Here is a 17,513-nt window from a genome sequence, read left to right as displayed (position 1 = left end):
AGTGGACAACCCACCCAGACCGGGCAGCTGTGGAGGACAAGACAGCTGCCCGGACGCCGCGACATGACGTGTCCAGCTGTCCCGGAAGGCACTGTCCAGGCTTACCCCGGTACCAGTGCCAGCAGGACGGGCACTACGCCCAGGCAAATGAAGGCGGGAAGCGAGCAAAGACCCAAGGGCACCACAAGCTTCACACCCAGCGATGCTGCCCTCTTCTCCGCCGCCCTGAACCGCTCCCGGCGGAGCCGGGCAGCCTGGGCGTAGAGAATCGCGGACGAGGGGGCGCCCGTCAGCGCAGCGAAAGCCAGCGCGTCGCGCAGTTCCAGGATCCCGGGATGCCGCACGGCCGAGCTGCGCCAGGCAGTTTCCCAGTCGGCACCCATGGCTAAGGCCGAAACCACTGGCGTCAGGGTATCCCGGTACCGCGGCGAGGAAGCGGCCGCCACCAGTTCAAGGGAACGGCCGATTCCCGCGCCGGCGTTCAGCATGGCTGCCACCAGTTCGAGCATCATGGCGGTGTCCCGCAGTCCCGGGGCGACCCCGGCAGGGTCCGAAGTCTTCTGTTCGTTTCCGGGCGCCTGCCGTACCAGGGACCGGAGTCTCTTGGCAGAGTTGGAGAGGCCGGCCAGGGCGAGAACCACGGCCGCAGCAAGCAGGGCAAACAGCAGCACCGCGGACACCACGGCCGGACTTGGCCATACTTCCGTCATGGCATGCCGGCGGCGGCCGCCGCTGCCACGAGCTTCGCGGACCAGATGCGCCCTGCCACCGTGAGTCCGGCCCCTGCGGCGAGCGCGGCCAGGCCCAGCGGCGTTCCGAGCAGGACAGCGAGGGGGTCAACGCCAAGGACAGCCCCGAGGCCCAGCCCCAGGACCGGGAGCCAGGTGAGCAGCGCAACTGTGGCTTTGGGGCCCGCGAGCGCTGTCTGTCGGGCGGCGTCGGCGTCGTCTTCGACTTCGAGCTGGGCGGCGAAGCGGGTGAGAACGTCTGCGAGCGGGCAGCCGCTGGCCTCTGCGATATCGAAACACGCCGCAAGGTCGGCCCAGACCCGCGAGTCGCGGTGCCGCCACGAAGCCCTGCCTGCTCCCCCGCCGGACAGTACCCTTCGGATCGCAGCCGACACGGGAATGCCGTTGGCGGCCGCAGCCCGGGCGGCGGCGAGAACCTCCACGGACGCCGGGTGGAGGCTCCCCGCGACCGGCTCTGCTCCGTGTCCGACGACAGGCCTGCCGTACAGGAGCCACAACTCCTCCCACAGCCGCCCGGGGGAACGACCACCCTTCAAAAGTGCCGCCAGCTGCTGCGCCACGAGGGTGAGGGAGACACCTTCGTTCCCGTCCCGGCCCGCCCTCTTTGTCCATGACAGGCCGGAACGCACCAGACCGGCAGCTCCCGCACCGCGGCGTGGAAACGGTCCGGGCGGCCCGTTCTGCTGGGGCCGTCCGGCAGCAGCTGCCGCCCTGAAACCGGCCCTGCGGAGCCTCGCCGCGGCACCCGGGGCATGGCCGAAAGCCAGGACTGCGGCCAAGCCTAGGAGGAAAGCAGTCAAGGCGGTCATCCTGTGCTGCCCGTTTCCAGCCCGAGCCGACCGGCCAGAGCCGCCCAACCGGGTCCGCGCCGGAGCACGCCGGCCGGACCGGATTCGATTGCCGGGCGCACCGCGAGCCCATGCCCGGCGTCTACCATCGTGCCAATACAGGTGACCCGTCGCCCGTGGGGAGTGCGTTCAACGTGGACGACGGCGTCGAGGGCGCTGGCGGCCTGCAGCCTGATGGCTTCCGGCCCCATTCCCGCAAGGGCACCCAGGGCGGCAAGGCGGGCGGGAACTGCGGCCGCGGTGTTGGCGTGGATGGTGCCGCCACCGCCGCTGTGTCCGGTGTTCAGCGCTGTCAACAGTTCCCGCACCTCAGCGCCGCGGCACTCGCCCACCACCAGCCGGTCCGGCCGCATGCGCAGCGCCTGCCGCACGAGCTCGCCGAGGTCCACCGCCCCGCCGCCTTCAAGGTTTCCGTGCCGCGACTCGAGCGACACGATGTGCGGATGGACCGGGTTGAGTTCGGACGCATCCTCGATGAGGACCAGCCGCTCCTGTTCGGCACAAAGACCCAGCAGCGTGGACAGCAAAGTGGTCTTTCCCGAGCCGGTTGCGCCGCTGACCAGGAAACTCAGGCGTCCCGCCATCAGCCGCTCCAGGACCTGCCGGATGTCGGGCCCGAACATTCCGCTCTCTTCCAGCTCGGACATCGTGAACACGCCCTCGCGCCGGATTCTGATGCTCAGCAGCGTCCCGGCGGTGGACACCGGCGGCAGCACCGCGTGAACCCGGTAACCGCCGGGAAGCCGGACGTCCACGCAGGGTGATCCATCGTCCAGCCGCCGCCCGCCAGCGGCGATCAACCGGCAGGCAAGGGAACGGAGCTGGGGTTCGTCGTCGAACTCCACTGGGGCGGGCTCGATCCCCCGCCCGCGGTCCAGCCACACCGAGCCCGGGGCATTGACGAAGATGTCCGTCACGGCCGGGTCCTTGGTCAGTTCCTGAAGCGGACCAAGCCCGTTCAGTTCTGCGCTGATCCGCTCCACGGCGGCAAGTGAGCCGGCGGTCCCCAGCAGCCTGCCGGTCGCCTGGACGGCTGCCGCAACCCTGGACGGCGTCACCTTTCCTGCGTCCGCCAGCACCGATTCGCGCACTGATTCGAGGAGTCCAGCGTCCATGGCGCCGCGCGCCCCGGTCCTTCGCTGTCCGCCACCACGCGGCATGGTTGGCTGCCCCGCACGCAGATCCCGGCGCTTGAGAGCGCCGCCATCTGCGTCATCCGCGCCGGGTACGCCTTCGGCGGTCCGGCCCTGCCATCCAGCCGTCCAACCGCCCGGCCCGCTCATGCGTCCGCCCGCCCCGCTCATGCGACCTCTCCGCCGGCCATCACGTCACCCAACGCATCCAGTACCGACGCCGCGAAATGCCGCACGGCCCGCCGCTTGCCAAGCTCCAGGAGGCGCCCGGCCTCCATGGCTGCTGCCACGCTCCGCAGTTCCGGCATTCGTCCCTCTATGGGAAGTCCGACCGCTTCCGCGATCAGCGGCCCGTCCAGGGCGGCTCCGGTCCCTCCTCGCACCAGGAGCCCCGCTTCCACGGGCGGGAATTCCTTCAGGAGCCGGGCCGCGGCCACGGCCGCCTTCAGCTGAGCAGGGACAACCACCAGGACCCGGTCGCAGTCCCAGCCGAGGGTGGCCAGCTGTTCGGCGCTCCTGCCGATATCCACCACCACCAGCTCATAACCGCGTCGGGCAGCATCCAGCACTGCCGCCGTGGCCACCGCGGGGACGGAGACGGGCTGGTCACGGCTGGCCGGCCAGGACAGGAAGGAGAAACCGCCGGCCACAGGCAGGGAGTCAGCCAGCTGCAGGGGGTCGACGCTGCCGCTTGCCCCGGACAGGTCCGGCCACCGCAGTCCGGGATCCTCCTCGGCGGCGAGCGCCAATTCCAGCCCGCCGCCCCATGGATCGCCGTCCACCAGCAGCACCCGTACGCCGAGGCCGGCCGCCGCCTGGGCGATCCACACGGCCGCGGTGGTGGCACCCGCTCCCCCGCAGCCGCCGGTGACACCAAGGACGAGTCCCCCCGGGTCGGGCGACCGCGAGCGGCTTAGATGGTCGGCCAGCCACGCGGCCGCATCAGGCAGCACGGCCACCCGTTCAGCTCCCAGAACGGCGGCCAGATGCCAGAGACTGTCGCCCTCCCCGTCCAGCCCCACCACCACGGCGGGCGCCCGACGGCGCGGCGGCAGCTCCCGCACATCACTGCCCACGAGCACCGCGGCGGCTTCGTCCCAGTAGCCGGCCGCTGTTCCGGCGTCGCCCGCTACCACAAGACCGGCTCCTGCAGCAGCGACGATCCGTTCCACCTCACCGCGCAGGACCGTCGAGGCGGTCACCAGCAGCACGTCGCCGGCACCCCCTTCGCCCCGCGGCGCACCGCGAGGTGATGCACCGGAAGCCGGCGCACCCGGAGGTGTCATGTCCGGCAGCCATGCCCCGCCCTCCCTCGCCGGAGGTGCCGTGCCGGTCGGCGGGGACGGGGTCAGCTCATGCCTGCTCATGGCCCAACTCTTGCGGCGGCAGTGACCGCCGGTAAGGGGCGGCCTTCCCTATGTGGAAAAGTCCGGCTGTGGAAAGAAGGCACAATTGAACCATGTACCTGCTGCTGGCCGCCCACCCTGACGGTGCGGTGTTGCAGCAGCTGACCCAGTCGGGCCAGCCCTTCCCCGAAAACCCGGAACCGCGGCTGGCCAGCGCAGCGGAACTTCCCGCCGTCGTGCGCCGCTTGGAAGCCGGCCGCACCGAAGGCCAGGCGCCGCGCTGGATCTGGCACCGCACCCGCGACTGGTACCCGGACCTGCTGGCAGCGGGGGTGGAGCTGGAACGCTGCTATGACCTCTCGCTGTGCGGCACCATCCTGGCGAACTCACAGTTCTCGGCCCAAACGGACTACGCCAAAAGCGCCGTGGTCACGGCCAGCGACGAAGACCTCCTGCCTCCCAAGGCGCTCCTTCCGCCTGCTCCCCCGGCGGAGCAAGCGGCCCTGTTTGATGCCTCCGGGCCCGCGCCGCGGTTCACACCCGAGGAGCTCCGCGCCGAGTTCGCCGCGCAACAGGCTGCGCTGGCCGCGGTGGAGCCCGGCGGGAACCGGCGCGGCCGCCTGCAGCTACTGCTGGCGGCCGAGTCGGCGGCCGCCATGGTCGCGGCGGAGATGCAGCACACCGGCGTCCCATGGCGCGAAGACCTGCACCAACGGATCCTTGCCGACCACCTCGGTCCCCGCCCTCCGGCCGGCCGGCGCCCCGAAAAACTCGAGGCGCTGGCCGCCGAACTGCGCCTCCTCCTGAATACCCCAGGGCTGAATCCGGACTCGCCCCAGGAACTCATGCGCGCCCTCCACCGGAACGGCATCGAAGTCAAAAGCACCCGCAAGTGGGAGCTGCGGGAATCCAGTCACCCGGCCATTGTGCCCCTGCTGGAGTACAAAAGGCTCTCCCGGCTGCATACCGCGAACGGCTGGGCCTGGCTGGATGCCTGGGTGGCCGGCGGCCGGTTCCGGCCGGAATACGTGGTGGGCGGCGTGGTGTCCGGGCGCTGGGCCTCTCGGGGCGGCGGCGCGCTGCAGATTCCCCGGCAGGTCCGCGGGGCTGTGCACGCGGTTCCGGGCAACAAACTCATTGTGGCGGACGCGTCGCAGCTCGAACCCCGGGTCCTGGTGGCCCTGGCGCAGGACACCGTCATGGCCGAGGCAGCCCGGGACCAGGACCTGTACGCGGGCATCGCGGCGAAGGGGTTCGGCGGCGACCGCGCCAAGGCGAAGATGGCCCTCCTCGGAGCGATGTATGGAGCCACCTCCGGGGAGGCCGGGCGGCTGATGCCCCAGCTGGCACGCACCTACCCCCGCGCGGTGGACTTCGTGGAGCAGGCGGCGCGGGCCGGGGAGAAGGGCGGAACAGTCACCACCAGGCTGGGCCGCAGCAGCCCGCCGCCGTCGGACCGGTGGTACCAGAGTCAGCGCTCGGCGACTGCTGAGGAACAGCGCCGCGCCGAATCCATCGCACGCGCGCGGGGGCGCTTTACGCGGAACTTCGTGGTGCAGGGTTCCGCGGCGGACTGGGCAGCGTGCTGGCTGGCGGAATTACGACGGCGGCTCCGCACCCTGCGTGCCGCAGGCACCCCTGCCGAGCTGGTCTTCTTCCTCCACGACGAAGTGATGGTCCATGCCCCGGCCGATGCCGTGGGCGCCTGCGTCAGCGCCATTGAAGAGGCAGCCAATGCGGCGAAGGAGCTCCTGTTCGGCCCGATTCCGGTGGAGTTCCCGGTGAGCGTCGCCGTCGTGGATTCCTACGACAACGCCAAATAAGCCTGCTACTTCAAGGAAAGTAACCTACCCGACGGTAGCTCGACGGGCTTCTGTGATGGCCGTTACAGTCATAACTGCGACTGATGCAGACCGGTCCATAATGACTTGATGCAACGACGCATTTCAGGGGAGGTCCGTATGGCGGGCAGATTTGAGATTCACCGGGTGGGGGACGAGGACTATCGGCTCCGCCTCACCGACTCCGACGGCAACACGGTGGCCGTCTCACCGAGATTCAAGTCCCTGCACACGCTGCGCGAAGGCGTGAAGGCAGTGCGCGAAAACGCCGCCACGGGGATCGTGGTGGACCTGCGTCAACAGCAGGCCTGACAGGGCCGGCCTGATAAACCAGGCCCTACACCCCCACTTTATGTTTCCGGGTCCGGTCCCAGGGGACGGCCCAGCCGAGCTGCTCGAACAGCCCGTTCAGCACGATCCCGGTAAAACCCCACACCAGCACGCCGTTTACGGTGAACGCGGGACTGTCGAAAGTGCGCCCTACGCGCCGCACCGTGGCCATGACCCGGTTGTCCGGATCCAGCAGGTCCCGCACGGGCACCCGGAAGACCTGCGCGGATTCCCCGTAGTCCACCACCCGGACGGGCGACGGCGACTGCCACCATCCCAGCACCGGCGTCACCAGGAAATTGCTGTGGGCCAACCCGAGTTCCTGGAGCGTGCCCAGCACCTCCACTCCACCGGCATCCAGCCCGGTCTCCTCCTCGGCCTCCCGTAGCGCCGCCTCCACCGCGGTTTCGCCGGGGTCGATCCGTCCGCCCGGAAACGCCACCTGGCCCGGATGCGAGCCGAGCGTATGCGCCCGCTCCAGCAGCAGCACGTCCAGGTCAGCAGGTGCGAGCGGCTTCTCCGACGCCGCTGGAACATGGTCCAGCGCCCCGAACAGCATCAACACTGCAGCCTTGCGGGCGGTGGCGGCATCCACGGTAAGTGCGGCCCACAGCGGATCAGGCTCGCCCGCCATCCCCTCCTGGTTCCTGCGGACCAACTCCTGCAGGTCACCCCGCGCGCTCACGGGGCAGCCCGCCGGGATTCCATCCTGATTTCCGCGGCCCGGTGCGTCTCCGCCAGCAGCCGGGCCAGCAGTTCCTCGCTGCCGGGCGCGAGCTCGTACTTGAGCAGTTTGGCCGCCTTGGCCGGGTCCGTCTCGCCCAGGCCATAGCTCGGGCAGAGGTTGGCCACCGGGCACGCCCCGCAGGCCGGCTTCCGTGAATGGCACACCCTCCGGCCGTGGAAAACCACCCGGTGGGAAAGCATGGTCCAGTCGCGCGGTTCGAACAGCTCGGCCACATCGGACTCAATCTGCACGGGGTCCTCGGACAGGGTCCAGCCGAAACGCCGGGCCAGCCGGCCGAAGTGGGTGTCCACGGTGATGCCAGGCACGCCGAAAGCGTTGCCCAGCACCACGTTCGCCGTTTTTCGTCCCACTCCCGGGAGCGTGACGAGGTCCTCCAGCCGTCCGGGGACCACGCCGTCGTACTCATCCACGAGGCGCGTGGCGAGGGCGATGAGATTCCGGGCCTTGGCGCGGAAGAAGCCGGTGGGCTTGATGATTTCCTCAAGCCGCGCGGGCTCGGCCTCTGCCAGCGCGCGCGGGTCAGGGTAGGTGCGGAAGAGCAGCGGTGAGATCAGATTGACCGTGACGTCCGTGGTCTGCGCGGACAGAACGGTGGCAACCAGCAGCTCGTACGGGTTGGTGAAGTCCAGCTCCGCATGTGCGTACGGGTACTTCTCCGCCAGGATCCGGTTGATGCGCCGCGCCCGCCGCTTCAGCGCAAGGGCCGACTCCGAACTCACCGCCACCATGGCAGGCTAGCCGCGTTCGATGTTGCTGAGGTCCCGCAGGACTCCAAGCCGTCCGTCGGTGTGCTGGACCAGGAATTCGTGGCCACGGTCCTCAAGCGCCAGGACCCAGCCGCCTGGCTCGATCACGAACGCCGGGGCACCGGTCTCCGGGTCGACGGCGGTGCGGTGCTGCGCCACGGCGAACCAGAACGCCTCGGGGACGGGCTGCTCGCCGGAGTCGTCCGGGCGGCTGGCAGGGTCCACGGTGGCGCCGATCTGCTGCTCTGTCCTGACCTGAGGATGGACGGCAGTGGCCGTCGGAGGCTCCGCCGCGCGCGGGGCAGCCTGGGCGGCGGGGGCACCCTGCTGCGCGCCGCCGTCGTGCGCTGCTTCGGGTGCCGCGGCGGGGGCGACGGCGTCGCCCAGTTGGGTCTGTTCCTCGGCCGGTGCGTTGGCAGGACGTACGACGGCGGTGGCCTGGGTTGCCGGGAGCTGCGCCCCTTGGGCGGTCCACTCGGAAACTTCGGGCGCGGTGGAGACGGGTGCTGCGGACGCGCCTGCGGCAGCACTTCCGGTCGCGGCACCTCCGGCGGCAGGGGCACCCGGCTTCACCGCAGACGACCCTGCGGTATGACCACCCAGGAGCCGGCCGCCCAGCGGCGATTTCCCGGCGCCAGCACCGGCACCCGCTGTGGCGGGCCGGGGTGCCTTCGGAGCACGCGGCTTACGCAACGGAACCGCCGCTTCGCGTGCCACCACATGGGCCGGCACCTCGGCGCGGCCCTGGAAGTCGGCGGAAAGGTAGGGCAGGAAGCGGCCCAGGACGGTGGCGCCGAAGAGGACCACGGCACCGATCAGGCCCACCAGGAAGCTGGCGCTGAACGCGGCTGCGGTGGCCAGGAAGAAGAAGGCGAGCCCAAACGATGCGGTCACGGAAGCGAACTGGTCGATTGAGAGTGAACCGATCCGGATCTTCGTCTGCGGCGCCAGCCTGCGCGCCGCGAACAGCGCGGAGACCGTCAGCGGCAGGATGATGCCGAGGCCCAGGAAGAACTGGTTGTTAAGGTTCCACAGGTTGTACCGGCCACCGAAGAGGGGCAGCAGGGAGGCGGCGAACAGGATGAGGGTCGCGGCGAAAACCGCCAGGTCCCGGACGGTGAAGGGACCGACGACAGCCTGCTGCACACCGTCCGCTGTGGAGTTGTTGCCGCGCGCGCCTGCCGCGCCCTGGGTCGCCGTTCCGGGCTCTCCGGACTTTGCGGGGATCGACGCGGCGGGATCCGACGCTGCGGGATCAGACACTGCGTCCGTATCCGGGGCCGTTGTCCGGCCGTGGCTCTGCTGGTCCATTCTGCTCTCCTTAGCGTGGCGGCACCGGGGCCGTTTGGCCCCGTCAAACTGTGCCGTCGTACAGCGGATCCGGCCGTCCCAGGAATTCGTGGTTCCTGGCCCAGCCGGTCCGAAGTAAAGTCACAATTCCATTTCACCCTAGCCAACAGCCTGCATGATCACTAGCTGAACGGGCGCCCGGCTGCTCTGGCCGAAAGCTGCGCCGAAGCCCCCGGCGGACCATTCACCGCTTAATAAACGCCGCTCACGGGCTGCCTTGTGACACGGCACACACGCAGGCCGCTGCAGCCATTACCCTTGAACCCGGAACAGCTCTTTGCGGAAATTCCGCCGGGCGGGCCCCTGCCATGCAAGCGGCGGAGCCCGGCCCATGGCGGAGGTCCGCGCAGCAAAGATCGATGAATGATGAGGTTCACATGTCCCAGCACGCAACCAGCTCCGCGGCTACCGCTCCCGTCCAGGCGCAGTCCAGCCAGGAAGGTGACGCCTTCGAAAACCTGCTGCACGAGACCAGGGCTTTTGCGCCGTCCCCCGAGTTCGCCGCGAACGCCGTCGTCACCGCCGCAGACTACGAGGAAGCGGCGGCGGACCGTCCCGCGTTCTGGGCGAAGAAGGCCCGCGAGCTGCTGACCTGGAGCAAGGACTTCGACCAGACCCTGGACTGGTCCAACCCGCCGTTCGCCAAATGGTTCGTCGGCGGCGAGGTCAACGCCGCATACAACGCCCTGGACCGGCACGTGGAAAACGGCCGCGGTGACCGGGTTGCCATCTACTTCGAGGGTGAGCCCGGCGACACCCGCACCTACACCTACGCGCAGCTCACCGAAGAGGTCAAGAAGGCAGCCAACGCCTTCGAATCCCTTGGCGTGGCCAAGGGCGACCGCGTGGCCGTCTACCTGCCCATGATCCCCGAGGCCGTCATCACGCTCCTGGCCTGTGCCCGGATCGGTGCCGTGCACTCCGTGGTGTTCGGGGGCTTCTCCGCGGATGCCCTGCGTTCCCGGATCGACGACGCCGAGGCGAAGCTCGTGGTCACCGCGGACGGCACCTACCGCCGCGGCAAGCCCAGCGCCCTGAAGCCGGCCGTAGACGAGGCCCTCGCCGCCGCCGGCCACACCGTGCAGAACGTGGTGGTGGTCAAGCGCAACGGCCAGGACGTGGACTGGACCGAGGGCCGGGACCACTGGTGGGCGGACACCGTCGAGGCCGCCTCCACCGAGCACACCGCCGTTGGCCATGACTCCGAGCACCCGCTGTTCATCCTTTACACCTCCGGCACCACCGGCAAGCCCAAGGGCATCCTGCACACCACCGGCGGGTACCTCACCCAGGGCGCCTACACCCACAGGGCAGTCTTCGACCTCCACCCCGAAACGGACGTCTACTGGTGCACGGCCGACGTCGGCTGGGTCACCGGCCACTCCTACGTTGCCTACGCGCCGCTCATCAACGGCGCCACCCAGGTCATGTACGAGGGCACCCCCGATTCCCCGCACCAGGGCCGCTGGTGGGAGATCGTGGAGAAGTACAAGGTCTCCATTCTCTACACCGCCCCCACCGCCATCCGGACCTTCATGAAGTGGGGCCGGGAGATTCCGGACAAGTACGACCTCTCTTCCCTGCGCGTCCTGGGCTCCGTGGGTGAATCCATCAACCCCGAGGCCTGGATGTGGTACCGCAAGGTCATCGGCGCAGACCGGACCCCTATCGTGGACACCTGGTGGCAGACCGAAACCGGTGCGCAGATGGTCGCCCCGCTCCCCGGTGTCACCGCCACCAAGCCCGGCTCCGCGCAGGTTCCGCTGCCCGGCATCGCCGTGGACGTGGTGGACGAGACCGGCGAGTCCGTACCTAACGGCCATGGCGGGTTCCTGGTGATCCGCGAACCGTGGCCGGCCATGCTCCGCGGCATCTGGGGCGACCCGGAACGGTTCAAGGACACCTACTGGTCCCGGTTCGAGAACATGTACTTCGCCGGCGACGGCGCCAAGAAGGACGAAGACGGCGACATCTGGCTGCTCGGCCGGGTGGACGACGTCATGAACGTCTCCGGCCACCGGCTCTCCACCACAGAAATCGAGTCCGCGCTGGTCTCGCACCCGTCCGTGGCCGAGGCAGCCGTGGTCGGTGCCGCGGACGAAACCACCGGCCAGGCCGTCGTCGCGTTCGTTATCCTCCGCGGTGACGCCGTCAACAACGGCGACGCCACCGTCCAGGAACTGCGCAACCACGTCGGCAAGGAAATCGGCCCCATCGCCAAGCCCAAGAACATCCTGGTGGTGCCGGAACTTCCCAAGACCCGCTCCGGCAAGATCATGCGCCGCCTCCTCAAGGACGTCGCCGAAGGCCGCGACCCCGGCGACGCCACCACCCTCTCGGACCCGACCATCATGTCCCAGATAGCGGCGTCCCTGCGGAAGTAGGGGCTGCGGAGTGGCAGTCATCCTACGCGTGCTGGCTCGTTCCTCGCCTTTGACGCACGCTTCCGGATAACTGCCACTCCTTCGCGTTTGGATGACCCTAGACTGGGACCAGCCCCTGCCTCTGCCCTAAGGAACCCGGTCACATGCTTGCAGCAGCCCGACATCAGGCCATTGTGGATGCTGTCCAGCGGGAGCGGGTGGTGCGGATCTCGGATCTGGCTGCCCAGCTGGGCGTGTCGCTGATGACGGTGCGGCGCGACATTGAGCAGCTGGAAGAGGACGGGAAGCTTGAGCGCATCCACGGCGGTGCGAAACTTCCCGGGGACGCCAGCGCGCACGAGCCCGGGTTTGAGCTGAAATCCACCCGGTTGACCGCCGAAAAGCGGGCTATTGCGGTGGCCGCAGCCGCCCTTGTGCAGGAAGGGATGGCCGTCGGCCTGAGCGCGGGCACCACTACGTGGGCGCTGGCCCGGGAACTGGTGGGCGGGCCGCGCATCACGGTGGTCACCAACTCGATGAGGATCGCCGATCTCTTCCAGCCCGGCGGATCTGCCGTGATCCTGATAGGTGGCGAACGCACGCCGTCGGACGCCCTGGTTGGTCCCATCGCGACGGGTGCGCTAAGGCAGCTCCACCTTGACCTGTTGTTCCTGGGTGTCCACGGCATGGATGCCGGTGCCGGCTTCACCACGCCCAACCTGCTCGAGGCGGAGACGGACCGCGCCTTCATGGCCGCTGCCCGGCGGACCGTGGTCCTGGCCGACCACACCAAGTGGGGCATGCTGGGGATCAGCACCATCGCGGCCCTGGACGACGTGGACGAGGTGATCAGCGATGCCGGGCTCACCGCCGAAGCCCGGCGCGTCGTTGGCGAACGGGCGAAGCTGCGTGTGGTGGCCGCTTAGGCGCGGTTATGCTGATCCCCGCCACATGATGGTCGTTTCCAGGACGCGGGGCGTCCCCGGCAACCCATGAAGCTGCGCCAGGACCAGTTCAGCGGCAGTACTCCCCAGGAGGTCAGCCGGCTGGCGGACGGTGGACAGCTGAGGCCTGCAGCGAAGGGCCCAACTGCTGTCGTCGAAACCCACAATTCCTATATCCTCCGGAACCCGCCGCCCCGCCTCCTGTAATGCCGTCATGGCGCCGGCCGCTACGGCATCTGACGCCGCGAAAACCCCATCGAGGCGGGGGGCCCGCCTCAGCAGCTCCTGCATTCCTTCCAGACCGGCGGCATAGGTGTATAAGGGGTATTCCACCACCAGGTTCGGGTCAAAGCGGTCGCCCATCGCCACCCGGAAGCCGGCAAGACGGTCCTTTCCCGAGTCACGGTCCAAGGCACTGGCGATCATGCCCACCTGCTCCCGCCCTGTTTCCAGCAGCCTGTTGGTGATGCTGCGGGCGGCCTCAACGTTGTCAATGGCTGCGTATGGCAGCGCGGGAGTTCCCTCCGGGTGGCCGACAAATGCCGCGGGCAAACCAATCTCCGCTATGGCTGCCGCAATGGGATCTGAAGCGCGCGCCGAGATGATGACTGCACCGTCAACCAGGCCGCCCCGCAGGTAATCCGCCACCCTCCGGCTGTCCCGGTCGGAATCAATAATGAGCGAAACCAGCTGGTAATCAGCCTTCGACAGCACCTCATTGGCGCCCAGCAGGATGGAGCCGATGTTGGGGTCTTCGAACAGCAGCAAGTGGGGTTCGTGAATAATCAGCCCAATGGCCCGGGACTCCTGGGTAACCAGATTGCGTGCGGCGCTATTGCGGACATATCCAACCCGGGCAATAGCTTCTTCCACGGCCTGCTTGGCTTCATCGGAGACGTACTTCTCCCCGTTCATGACCCGTGAAACGGTCCCCCTGGAAAGACCGGCGGCGTCCGCGACATCGTTGATGGTGGCGCGGCGGGCACGGGTGCGTGTCAGCGACATATTTGTACTGTAGCGGAGTCCGGACGGTGAATGTCCGCCCGCAGGCATTGACACGGTCGCAGGTCGCCCCGTACTCTGGGAACGTTCCCAGATGATGCACATCACAACTTCAGCCTCGGTCTGGGAACGTTCACAGAGTTCGTTGAGACAACAGCGTCCAAGACCAGGGCTTCCCCGTCTTGCGCGTCTGTCGCAAGCCGAAGGAGCAGGGTTGAACCCCACCAACACGTCAGTTGCCGAGCTTTCCGGGAACGGGCAGCTCGTTTACGGCTGCGACTACAACCCTGAACAGTGGGATCCCGCCGTGTGGCAGGAGGACGTCCGCCTCATGAAAGAGGCAGGAGTTAACCTCGTTGCGGTAAACATTTTTGGTTGGGCCGAACTGGAGTCCTCACCCGGGACCTACTCCTTTGAGCGTCTTGACCAGGTACTGGATTTGCTCCACGCACACGGAATCGGCGTCAACCTTGGCACCGGCACCTCGTCCACCCCTGCGTGGCTGACTACCCTTCATCCGGAAATCCTCCCGGAGTCGGCCGCAGGGGTACGGGCATGGCCCGGCGGGCGCCAGGCGTGGTGCCCCAGCTCACCGCGGTACCGGGAACACGCCCTCCGGCTGGTGGGCGAAATAGTACGGCGGTATGGCTCGCATCCTGCAGTGCGGCTATGGCATGTTTCAAACGAATTGGGATGCCACAACGCCCTCTGCTACTGCGACGTCTCCGCCGCTGCTTTCCGCGACTGGCTGGCCGCCCGTTACGGCACCCTGGATGCACTCAACAGTGCTTGGGGCACAGCGTTCTGGTCCCAGCGCTACTCCGCCTGGGACCAGATCCTGCCTCCGAGAACCACGGTCTCCACCAACAACCCCACGCAGGTGCTCGACTTTCACCGGTTTAGTTCTGATGAGCTCCTTGGCTACTACCGGTCTGAGGCGGAGATCCTGAGAGAGCACAGCACGGTTCCGGTCACCACGAACTTCATGGTGACGGCGCACATCCGCAACCTGGACTACTGGTCCTGGGCGCCCCACATGGATGTCATTGCCAACGATCACTACCTTGACCACCGTCTCGACTCCCCCATAGTGGAGCTGGCCTTCGCCGCCGATGCCACCCGCGGACTTGCCCAGGGCCAGCCGTGGCTGCTGATGGAACATTCCACCTCGGCCGTGAACTGGCAGCCCCGCAACATCGCCAAAGTCCCGGGCGAGATGCTCCGGAACTCCCTTGCACACCTTGCCCGCGGGGCCGACGGGCTCTGTTTCTTCCAATGGCGCGCTTCCGTCCAGGGCAGCGAAAAGTTCCACTCGGCCATGTTGCCCCACACCGGAACCGATTCAAGGATCTGGCGGGAGGTCTTGGAACTGGGCAGCATCCTGGCGAAGCTCAAGGAAGTCGCTGGCACCAAAGTGCAATCAGAGGCCGCCCTGATCTTCAGCTGGGAGGCATGGTGGGCCTACGACCAGGAATCACACCCGTCCTCGGACGTGCGCTATCTGGACCAGGTCCATGCCCTGTACAAGGCCCTCTGGGAGACCGGGGTCACCGTCGACATCGTCGCTCCCGGTGCTGATCTCTCCGGATACAAGCTCGCAGTCGTCCCGGGCCTCTATCTTGTCCGCGAGGACGAGGCTTCAGCGCTGGAGATGTACGTGCGGGGTGGCGGGCACGCCGTCGTCACGTACTTCAGCGGCATCGTGGACGAGAACGAGAAGGTCCTTACTGGCGGATATCCGGGCGCGTTCCGGAACCTGCTGGGCATCCGGTCCGATGAGTTCTATCCGCTGCCACCAGGCCAGACGCTGGCCCTGGACAACGGATCCACCGCATCCCTTTGGACAGAAGCCACCCGCCTCGAGGGCGCGGAAGCCAGGGCGTCGTTCCGCGAGGGCCACCTGGCAGGGACGCCGGCTGTTACCCGCAACCGCTATGGTGCCGGAACCGCCTGGTACATCGGTACCGCCCTCGACCCGGCCGGCATGCGCGAGGTTGTCGCCGAGGCCGTGGGTGAGTCGGGAATCTCAGTATTGGACTCTCCGCAAGGGCTCGAGGTTGTTGTCCGCTCCAGCACGGACGAGGGCTATGTCTTCCTCATCAACCATTCTGATGAGGAGCACAAGTACGCGGTGCACGGCCACGAGCTCATTACGGGCGAGGACGTCTCCCACGTCGTCGCCATCCCTGCGGGCGCCGTACGGGTTGTCCGCACTGCCAATCCCGAATCCCCAACCCATGGCCTTCGCACCGGTCAAAAGGATGATGAAAGTGACTAAACCAACCATTGCTCCGGCCCCGGCGCCGGGGTTGCCCCGAAGCCGGAAACCGAAGACAACCGGCGCGCAGCGCCGCTCGGTTTTCCTTTTTATCGCGCCTTTCGCCATTCTCTTCCTGGCTTTCTATGCAGTCCCCATCATCTTCGCCGTGGTGCAGTCGCTGCTGACCGTGGAACGCAAGGGAACTTTCGGGCGCCCGCAGCAGGTCTTCGGCGGGCTGGCGCAGTACCAACAGGTATTCCAGAACACAGAATTCTGGGAATCCGTGGGCCGCGTCCTCCTCTTCGGTGTGGTCCAGGTCCCCATCATGCTGGGCCTCGCCCTCCTCTTCGCCCTTCTGCTCGATTCCCCGCTGCTGAAAGGCAAGAAATTTTTCAGGCTCGCATTCTTCGCCCCCTATGCCGTGCCCGGCGTCATCGCCGCGATCATGTGGGGGTTCCTGTACTCGCCGACGCTCTCCCCGTTTGAGGCCGTCACCTCAGGAGTCAACTTCCTCTCGGCAGAACTGGTCCTCTGGGCTGTGGCCAACATCGTCACTTGGGTCTACGTGGGCTACAACATGCTGATCATCTATTCATCCCTCCTGGCGATCCCCACTGAAATCTATGAAGCGGCCCGGTTGGACGGGGCCAGCAACTTCCAGATCGCGTGGCGCATCAAGATTCCACTCGTCACTCCTGCCATCATCCTCACCGGCGTGTTTTCGATTATCGGAACGCTCCAGCTCCTGGCTGAACCGCAGACCCTGCGCAGCTTCAGCTCCGCCATCAGCAGCACGTTTACGCCCAATCTGGCGGTGTACACCACCGCGTCTGTCCCCAACTACAACCTTGCCGCTGCGTTCTCCGTGGTGCTGGCGCTGGCAACGTTCGTCCTGTCCTTTGTCTTCCTCAAGGCAACCCAGCGGAAGGTCACCCAATGAGCACGGCAATGACTACTTCAAAGACACAGAGTTTCGAACAGGCCACTTCCCGCGGACCCCGGCACAGCATCATGTCCCGCGGAGCTGCCATGCTCGTCATGGGTGTCTTTACGCTGTACTTCCTCACCCCCATCTGGTGGCTCCTGGTGTCCTCCACCAAGACCGGCGGACAGATCACAGGCACGGCCCCGCTGTGGTTCACAGCGGAGTCCGTCTCCACGTTCTTCGCCAACCTGGGAAACCTCTTCACCTACAACGATGGCGTCTTTGGACGATGGCTGGCGAACAGTGCGCTCTACGCCGGGCTCGGCGCCCTGCTGGGTACCGTCATAGCAGCCATGTGCGGCTACGCCTTGGCCAAGTACGAGTTCCGCGGCCGGGAAGCAATCTTCAATGTCGTGCTGAGCGGCGTACTGGTCCCCGCTACAGCCCTTGCCCTCCCCCTGTTCCTGATTTTCAGCGAAGTTAAGCTGACCAACACACTATGGGCCGTCTTCCTGCCCAGCCTGGTCAGCCCCTTCGGCGTCTATCTGGCACGTATTTACGCTGCGGCAAGCGTGCCGACGGAACTGCTGGAGGCCGCCCGGCTCGACGGTTCCTCGGAAGTCCGGACGTTCTTTACTGTTTCCACCCGGCTCATGGCACCTGCGCTCGTGACAATCTTCCTGTTCCAGTTTGTGGCGATCTGGAACAACTTCTTCCTGCCCCTCATCATGCTTCGCGATCAGGTGCTCTTCCCCGTAACCCTCGGGCTGTATGCCTGGAACAGCCAGATCAGCCAAATCCCCGAACTCCGCATCCTGGTGATTGTCGGAGCGCTCGTCTCAATCCTCCCGCTCATCGGAACGTTCCTGGCACTTCAGCGCTTCTGGAGCAGCGGGTTGGGCGCCGGAAGCGTCAAATAGCCTCTTCC

15 protein-coding genes are annotated in these 17,513 nt (G+C 67.2%); 7 read left to right on the top strand and 8 right to left on the bottom strand.

Annotated elements, in window-relative coordinates:
• Positions 1–101 precede the first annotated feature (101 nt).
• From ACFWIX_RS01655 to ssd, 4 genes are all read right to left on the bottom strand, one after another.
• Positions 102–710 (bottom strand): type II secretion system F family protein, encoded by a 609-nt coding sequence (locus tag ACFWIX_RS01655; RefSeq protein WP_377214367.1) that lies wholly within the window; start codon positions 708–710, stop codon positions 102–104.
• Positions 707–1,558 carry a hypothetical protein gene (locus ACFWIX_RS01650; protein WP_377214366.1) on the bottom strand — a complete coding sequence of 284 codons (852 nt, stop codon included), beginning with the start codon at positions 1,556–1,558 and terminating at the stop codon, positions 707–709. The genes ACFWIX_RS01655 and ACFWIX_RS01650 overlap by 4 nt, the downstream gene beginning before the upstream one ends.
• The gene (locus tag ACFWIX_RS01645) at positions 1,555–2,712 is read right to left on the bottom strand and encodes a TadA family conjugal transfer-associated ATPase (RefSeq protein WP_377214365.1); all 1,158 of its coding nucleotides are present in this window, start codon (positions 2,710–2,712) and stop codon (positions 1,555–1,557) included. The genes ACFWIX_RS01650 and ACFWIX_RS01645 overlap by 4 nt, the downstream gene beginning before the upstream one ends.
• Positions 2,713–2,897: 185 nt before the next feature.
• Positions 2,898–4,097 carry a septum site-determining protein Ssd gene (gene ssd / locus ACFWIX_RS01640; protein WP_377214364.1) on the bottom strand — a complete coding sequence of 400 codons (1,200 nt, stop codon included), beginning with the start codon at positions 4,095–4,097 and terminating at the stop codon, positions 2,898–2,900.
• A 92-nt stretch (positions 4,098–4,189) separates the two neighbouring features.
• Here ssd and ACFWIX_RS01635 point away from each other — a divergent pair, with 92 nt between their 5' ends.
• On the top strand, positions 4,190–5,899 hold the full coding sequence (locus tag ACFWIX_RS01635) for a bifunctional 3'-5' exonuclease/DNA polymerase (protein WP_377214363.1): 1,710 nt from the start codon (positions 4,190–4,192) through the stop codon (positions 5,897–5,899).
• Between the two features lie 138 nt (positions 5,900–6,037).
• Positions 6,038–6,229, top strand: coding sequence for a YegP family protein (locus ACFWIX_RS01630; RefSeq protein ID WP_377214913.1), 192 nt, complete (start codon positions 6,038–6,040; stop codon positions 6,227–6,229).
• A 25-nt stretch (positions 6,230–6,254) separates the two neighbouring features.
• Here ACFWIX_RS01630 and ACFWIX_RS01625 read toward each other — a convergent pair whose 3' ends face one another.
• From ACFWIX_RS01625 to ACFWIX_RS01615, 3 genes are read right to left on the bottom strand one after another with little or no spacing between them, the layout of a single operon-like run.
• Positions 6,255–6,932, bottom strand: coding sequence for an NUDIX hydrolase (locus ACFWIX_RS01625; protein ID WP_377214362.1), 678 nt, complete (start codon positions 6,930–6,932; stop codon positions 6,255–6,257).
• Entirely contained in the window at positions 6,929–7,723 is a 795-nt protein-coding gene (nth, locus tag ACFWIX_RS01620) for an endonuclease III (protein ID WP_377214361.1), read from the bottom strand. The genes ACFWIX_RS01625 and nth overlap by 4 nt, the downstream gene beginning before the upstream one ends.
• Before the next feature lie 6 nt (positions 7,724–7,729).
• Positions 7,730–9,052: a hypothetical protein gene (locus ACFWIX_RS01615; RefSeq protein WP_377214360.1), complete on the bottom strand. Its 1,323-nt coding sequence runs from the start codon at positions 9,050–9,052 to the stop codon at positions 7,730–7,732.
• A 416-nt stretch (positions 9,053–9,468) separates the two neighbouring features.
• On the opposite strand from ACFWIX_RS01615, the gene acs reads away from it, so the two are divergent.
• On the top strand, positions 9,469–11,475 hold the full coding sequence (gene acs, locus ACFWIX_RS01610; protein WP_377214359.1) for an acetate--CoA ligase: 2,007 nt from the start codon (positions 9,469–9,471) through the stop codon (positions 11,473–11,475).
• Between the two features lie 143 nt (positions 11,476–11,618).
• Positions 11,619–12,380 carry a DeoR/GlpR family DNA-binding transcription regulator gene (locus tag ACFWIX_RS01605; RefSeq protein ID WP_377214358.1) on the top strand — a complete coding sequence of 254 codons (762 nt, stop codon included), beginning with the start codon at positions 11,619–11,621 and terminating at the stop codon, positions 12,378–12,380.
• A 6-nt stretch (positions 12,381–12,386) separates the two neighbouring features.
• Here the strand turns inward: ACFWIX_RS01605 and ACFWIX_RS01600 are convergent, their stop codons facing one another.
• The gene (locus ACFWIX_RS01600; protein ID WP_377214357.1) at positions 12,387–13,403 is read right to left on the bottom strand and encodes a LacI family DNA-binding transcriptional regulator; all 1,017 of its coding nucleotides are present in this window, start codon (positions 13,401–13,403) and stop codon (positions 12,387–12,389) included.
• A 211-nt stretch (positions 13,404–13,614) separates the two neighbouring features.
• Here ACFWIX_RS01600 and ACFWIX_RS01595 point away from each other — a divergent pair, with 211 nt between their 5' ends.
• From ACFWIX_RS01595 to ACFWIX_RS01585, 3 genes are all read left to right on the top strand, one after another.
• A complete protein-coding gene (locus tag ACFWIX_RS01595; RefSeq protein ID WP_377214356.1) occupies positions 13,615–15,678 on the top strand; it encodes a beta-galactosidase in 2,064 nt (687 codons plus the stop codon).
• Positions 15,665–16,600: a carbohydrate ABC transporter permease gene (locus ACFWIX_RS01590; RefSeq protein WP_377214355.1), complete on the top strand. Its 936-nt coding sequence runs from the start codon at positions 15,665–15,667 to the stop codon at positions 16,598–16,600. The genes ACFWIX_RS01595 and ACFWIX_RS01590 overlap by 14 nt, the downstream gene beginning before the upstream one ends.
• Before the next feature lie 71 nt (positions 16,601–16,671).
• Positions 16,672–17,505 carry a carbohydrate ABC transporter permease gene (locus ACFWIX_RS01585; RefSeq protein WP_377214912.1) on the top strand — a complete coding sequence of 278 codons (834 nt, stop codon included), beginning with the start codon at positions 16,672–16,674 and terminating at the stop codon, positions 17,503–17,505.
• Positions 17,506–17,513 lie beyond the last annotated feature (8 nt).

This window comes from Pseudarthrobacter sp. NPDC058362 (assembly GCF_042723515.1).
Taxonomy (GTDB): Bacteria; Actinomycetota; Actinomycetes; order Actinomycetales; family Micrococcaceae; genus Arthrobacter.
This window is presented reverse-complemented; position numbering and strand designations above follow the sequence as displayed.

Bases quoted from the DNA above. Each gene is read 5' to 3' on its own strand.
- ACFWIX_RS01645 (WP_377214365.1), bottom strand. From the start codon at position 2,712: ATGGACGCTGGACTCCTCGAATCAGTGCGCGAATCGGTGCTGGCGGAC.
- ACFWIX_RS01615 (WP_377214360.1), bottom strand. From the start codon at position 9,052: ATGGACCAGCAGAGCCACGGCCGGACAACGGCCCCGGATACGGACGCA.
- acs (WP_377214359.1), top strand. From the start codon at position 9,469: ATGTCCCAGCACGCAACCAGCTCCGCGGCTACCGCTCCCGTCCAGGCG.
- ACFWIX_RS01635 (WP_377214363.1), top strand. From the start codon at position 4,190: ATGTACCTGCTGCTGGCCGCCCACCCTGACGGTGCGGTGTTGCAGCAG.
- ACFWIX_RS01600 (WP_377214357.1), bottom strand. From the start codon at position 13,403: ATGTCGCTGACACGCACCCGTGCCCGCCGCGCCACCATCAACGATGTC.
- ssd (WP_377214364.1), bottom strand. From the start codon at position 4,097: ATGAGCAGGCATGAGCTGACCCCGTCCCCGCCGACCGGCACGGCACCT.
- ACFWIX_RS01605 (WP_377214358.1), top strand. From the start codon at position 11,619: ATGCTTGCAGCAGCCCGACATCAGGCCATTGTGGATGCTGTCCAGCGG.
- ACFWIX_RS01655 (WP_377214367.1), bottom strand. From the start codon at position 710: ATGACGGAAGTATGGCCAAGTCCGGCCGTGGTGTCCGCGGTGCTGCTG.
- ACFWIX_RS01590 (WP_377214355.1), top strand. From the start codon at position 15,665: ATGAAAGTGACTAAACCAACCATTGCTCCGGCCCCGGCGCCGGGGTTG.
- ACFWIX_RS01585 (WP_377214912.1), top strand. From the start codon at position 16,672: ATGTCCCGCGGAGCTGCCATGCTCGTCATGGGTGTCTTTACGCTGTAC.
- nth (WP_377214361.1), bottom strand. From the start codon at position 7,723: ATGGTGGCGGTGAGTTCGGAGTCGGCCCTTGCGCTGAAGCGGCGGGCG.
- ACFWIX_RS01630 (WP_377214913.1), top strand. From the start codon at position 6,038: ATGGCGGGCAGATTTGAGATTCACCGGGTGGGGGACGAGGACTATCGG.
- ACFWIX_RS01650 (WP_377214366.1), bottom strand. From the start codon at position 1,558: ATGACCGCCTTGACTGCTTTCCTCCTAGGCTTGGCCGCAGTCCTGGCT.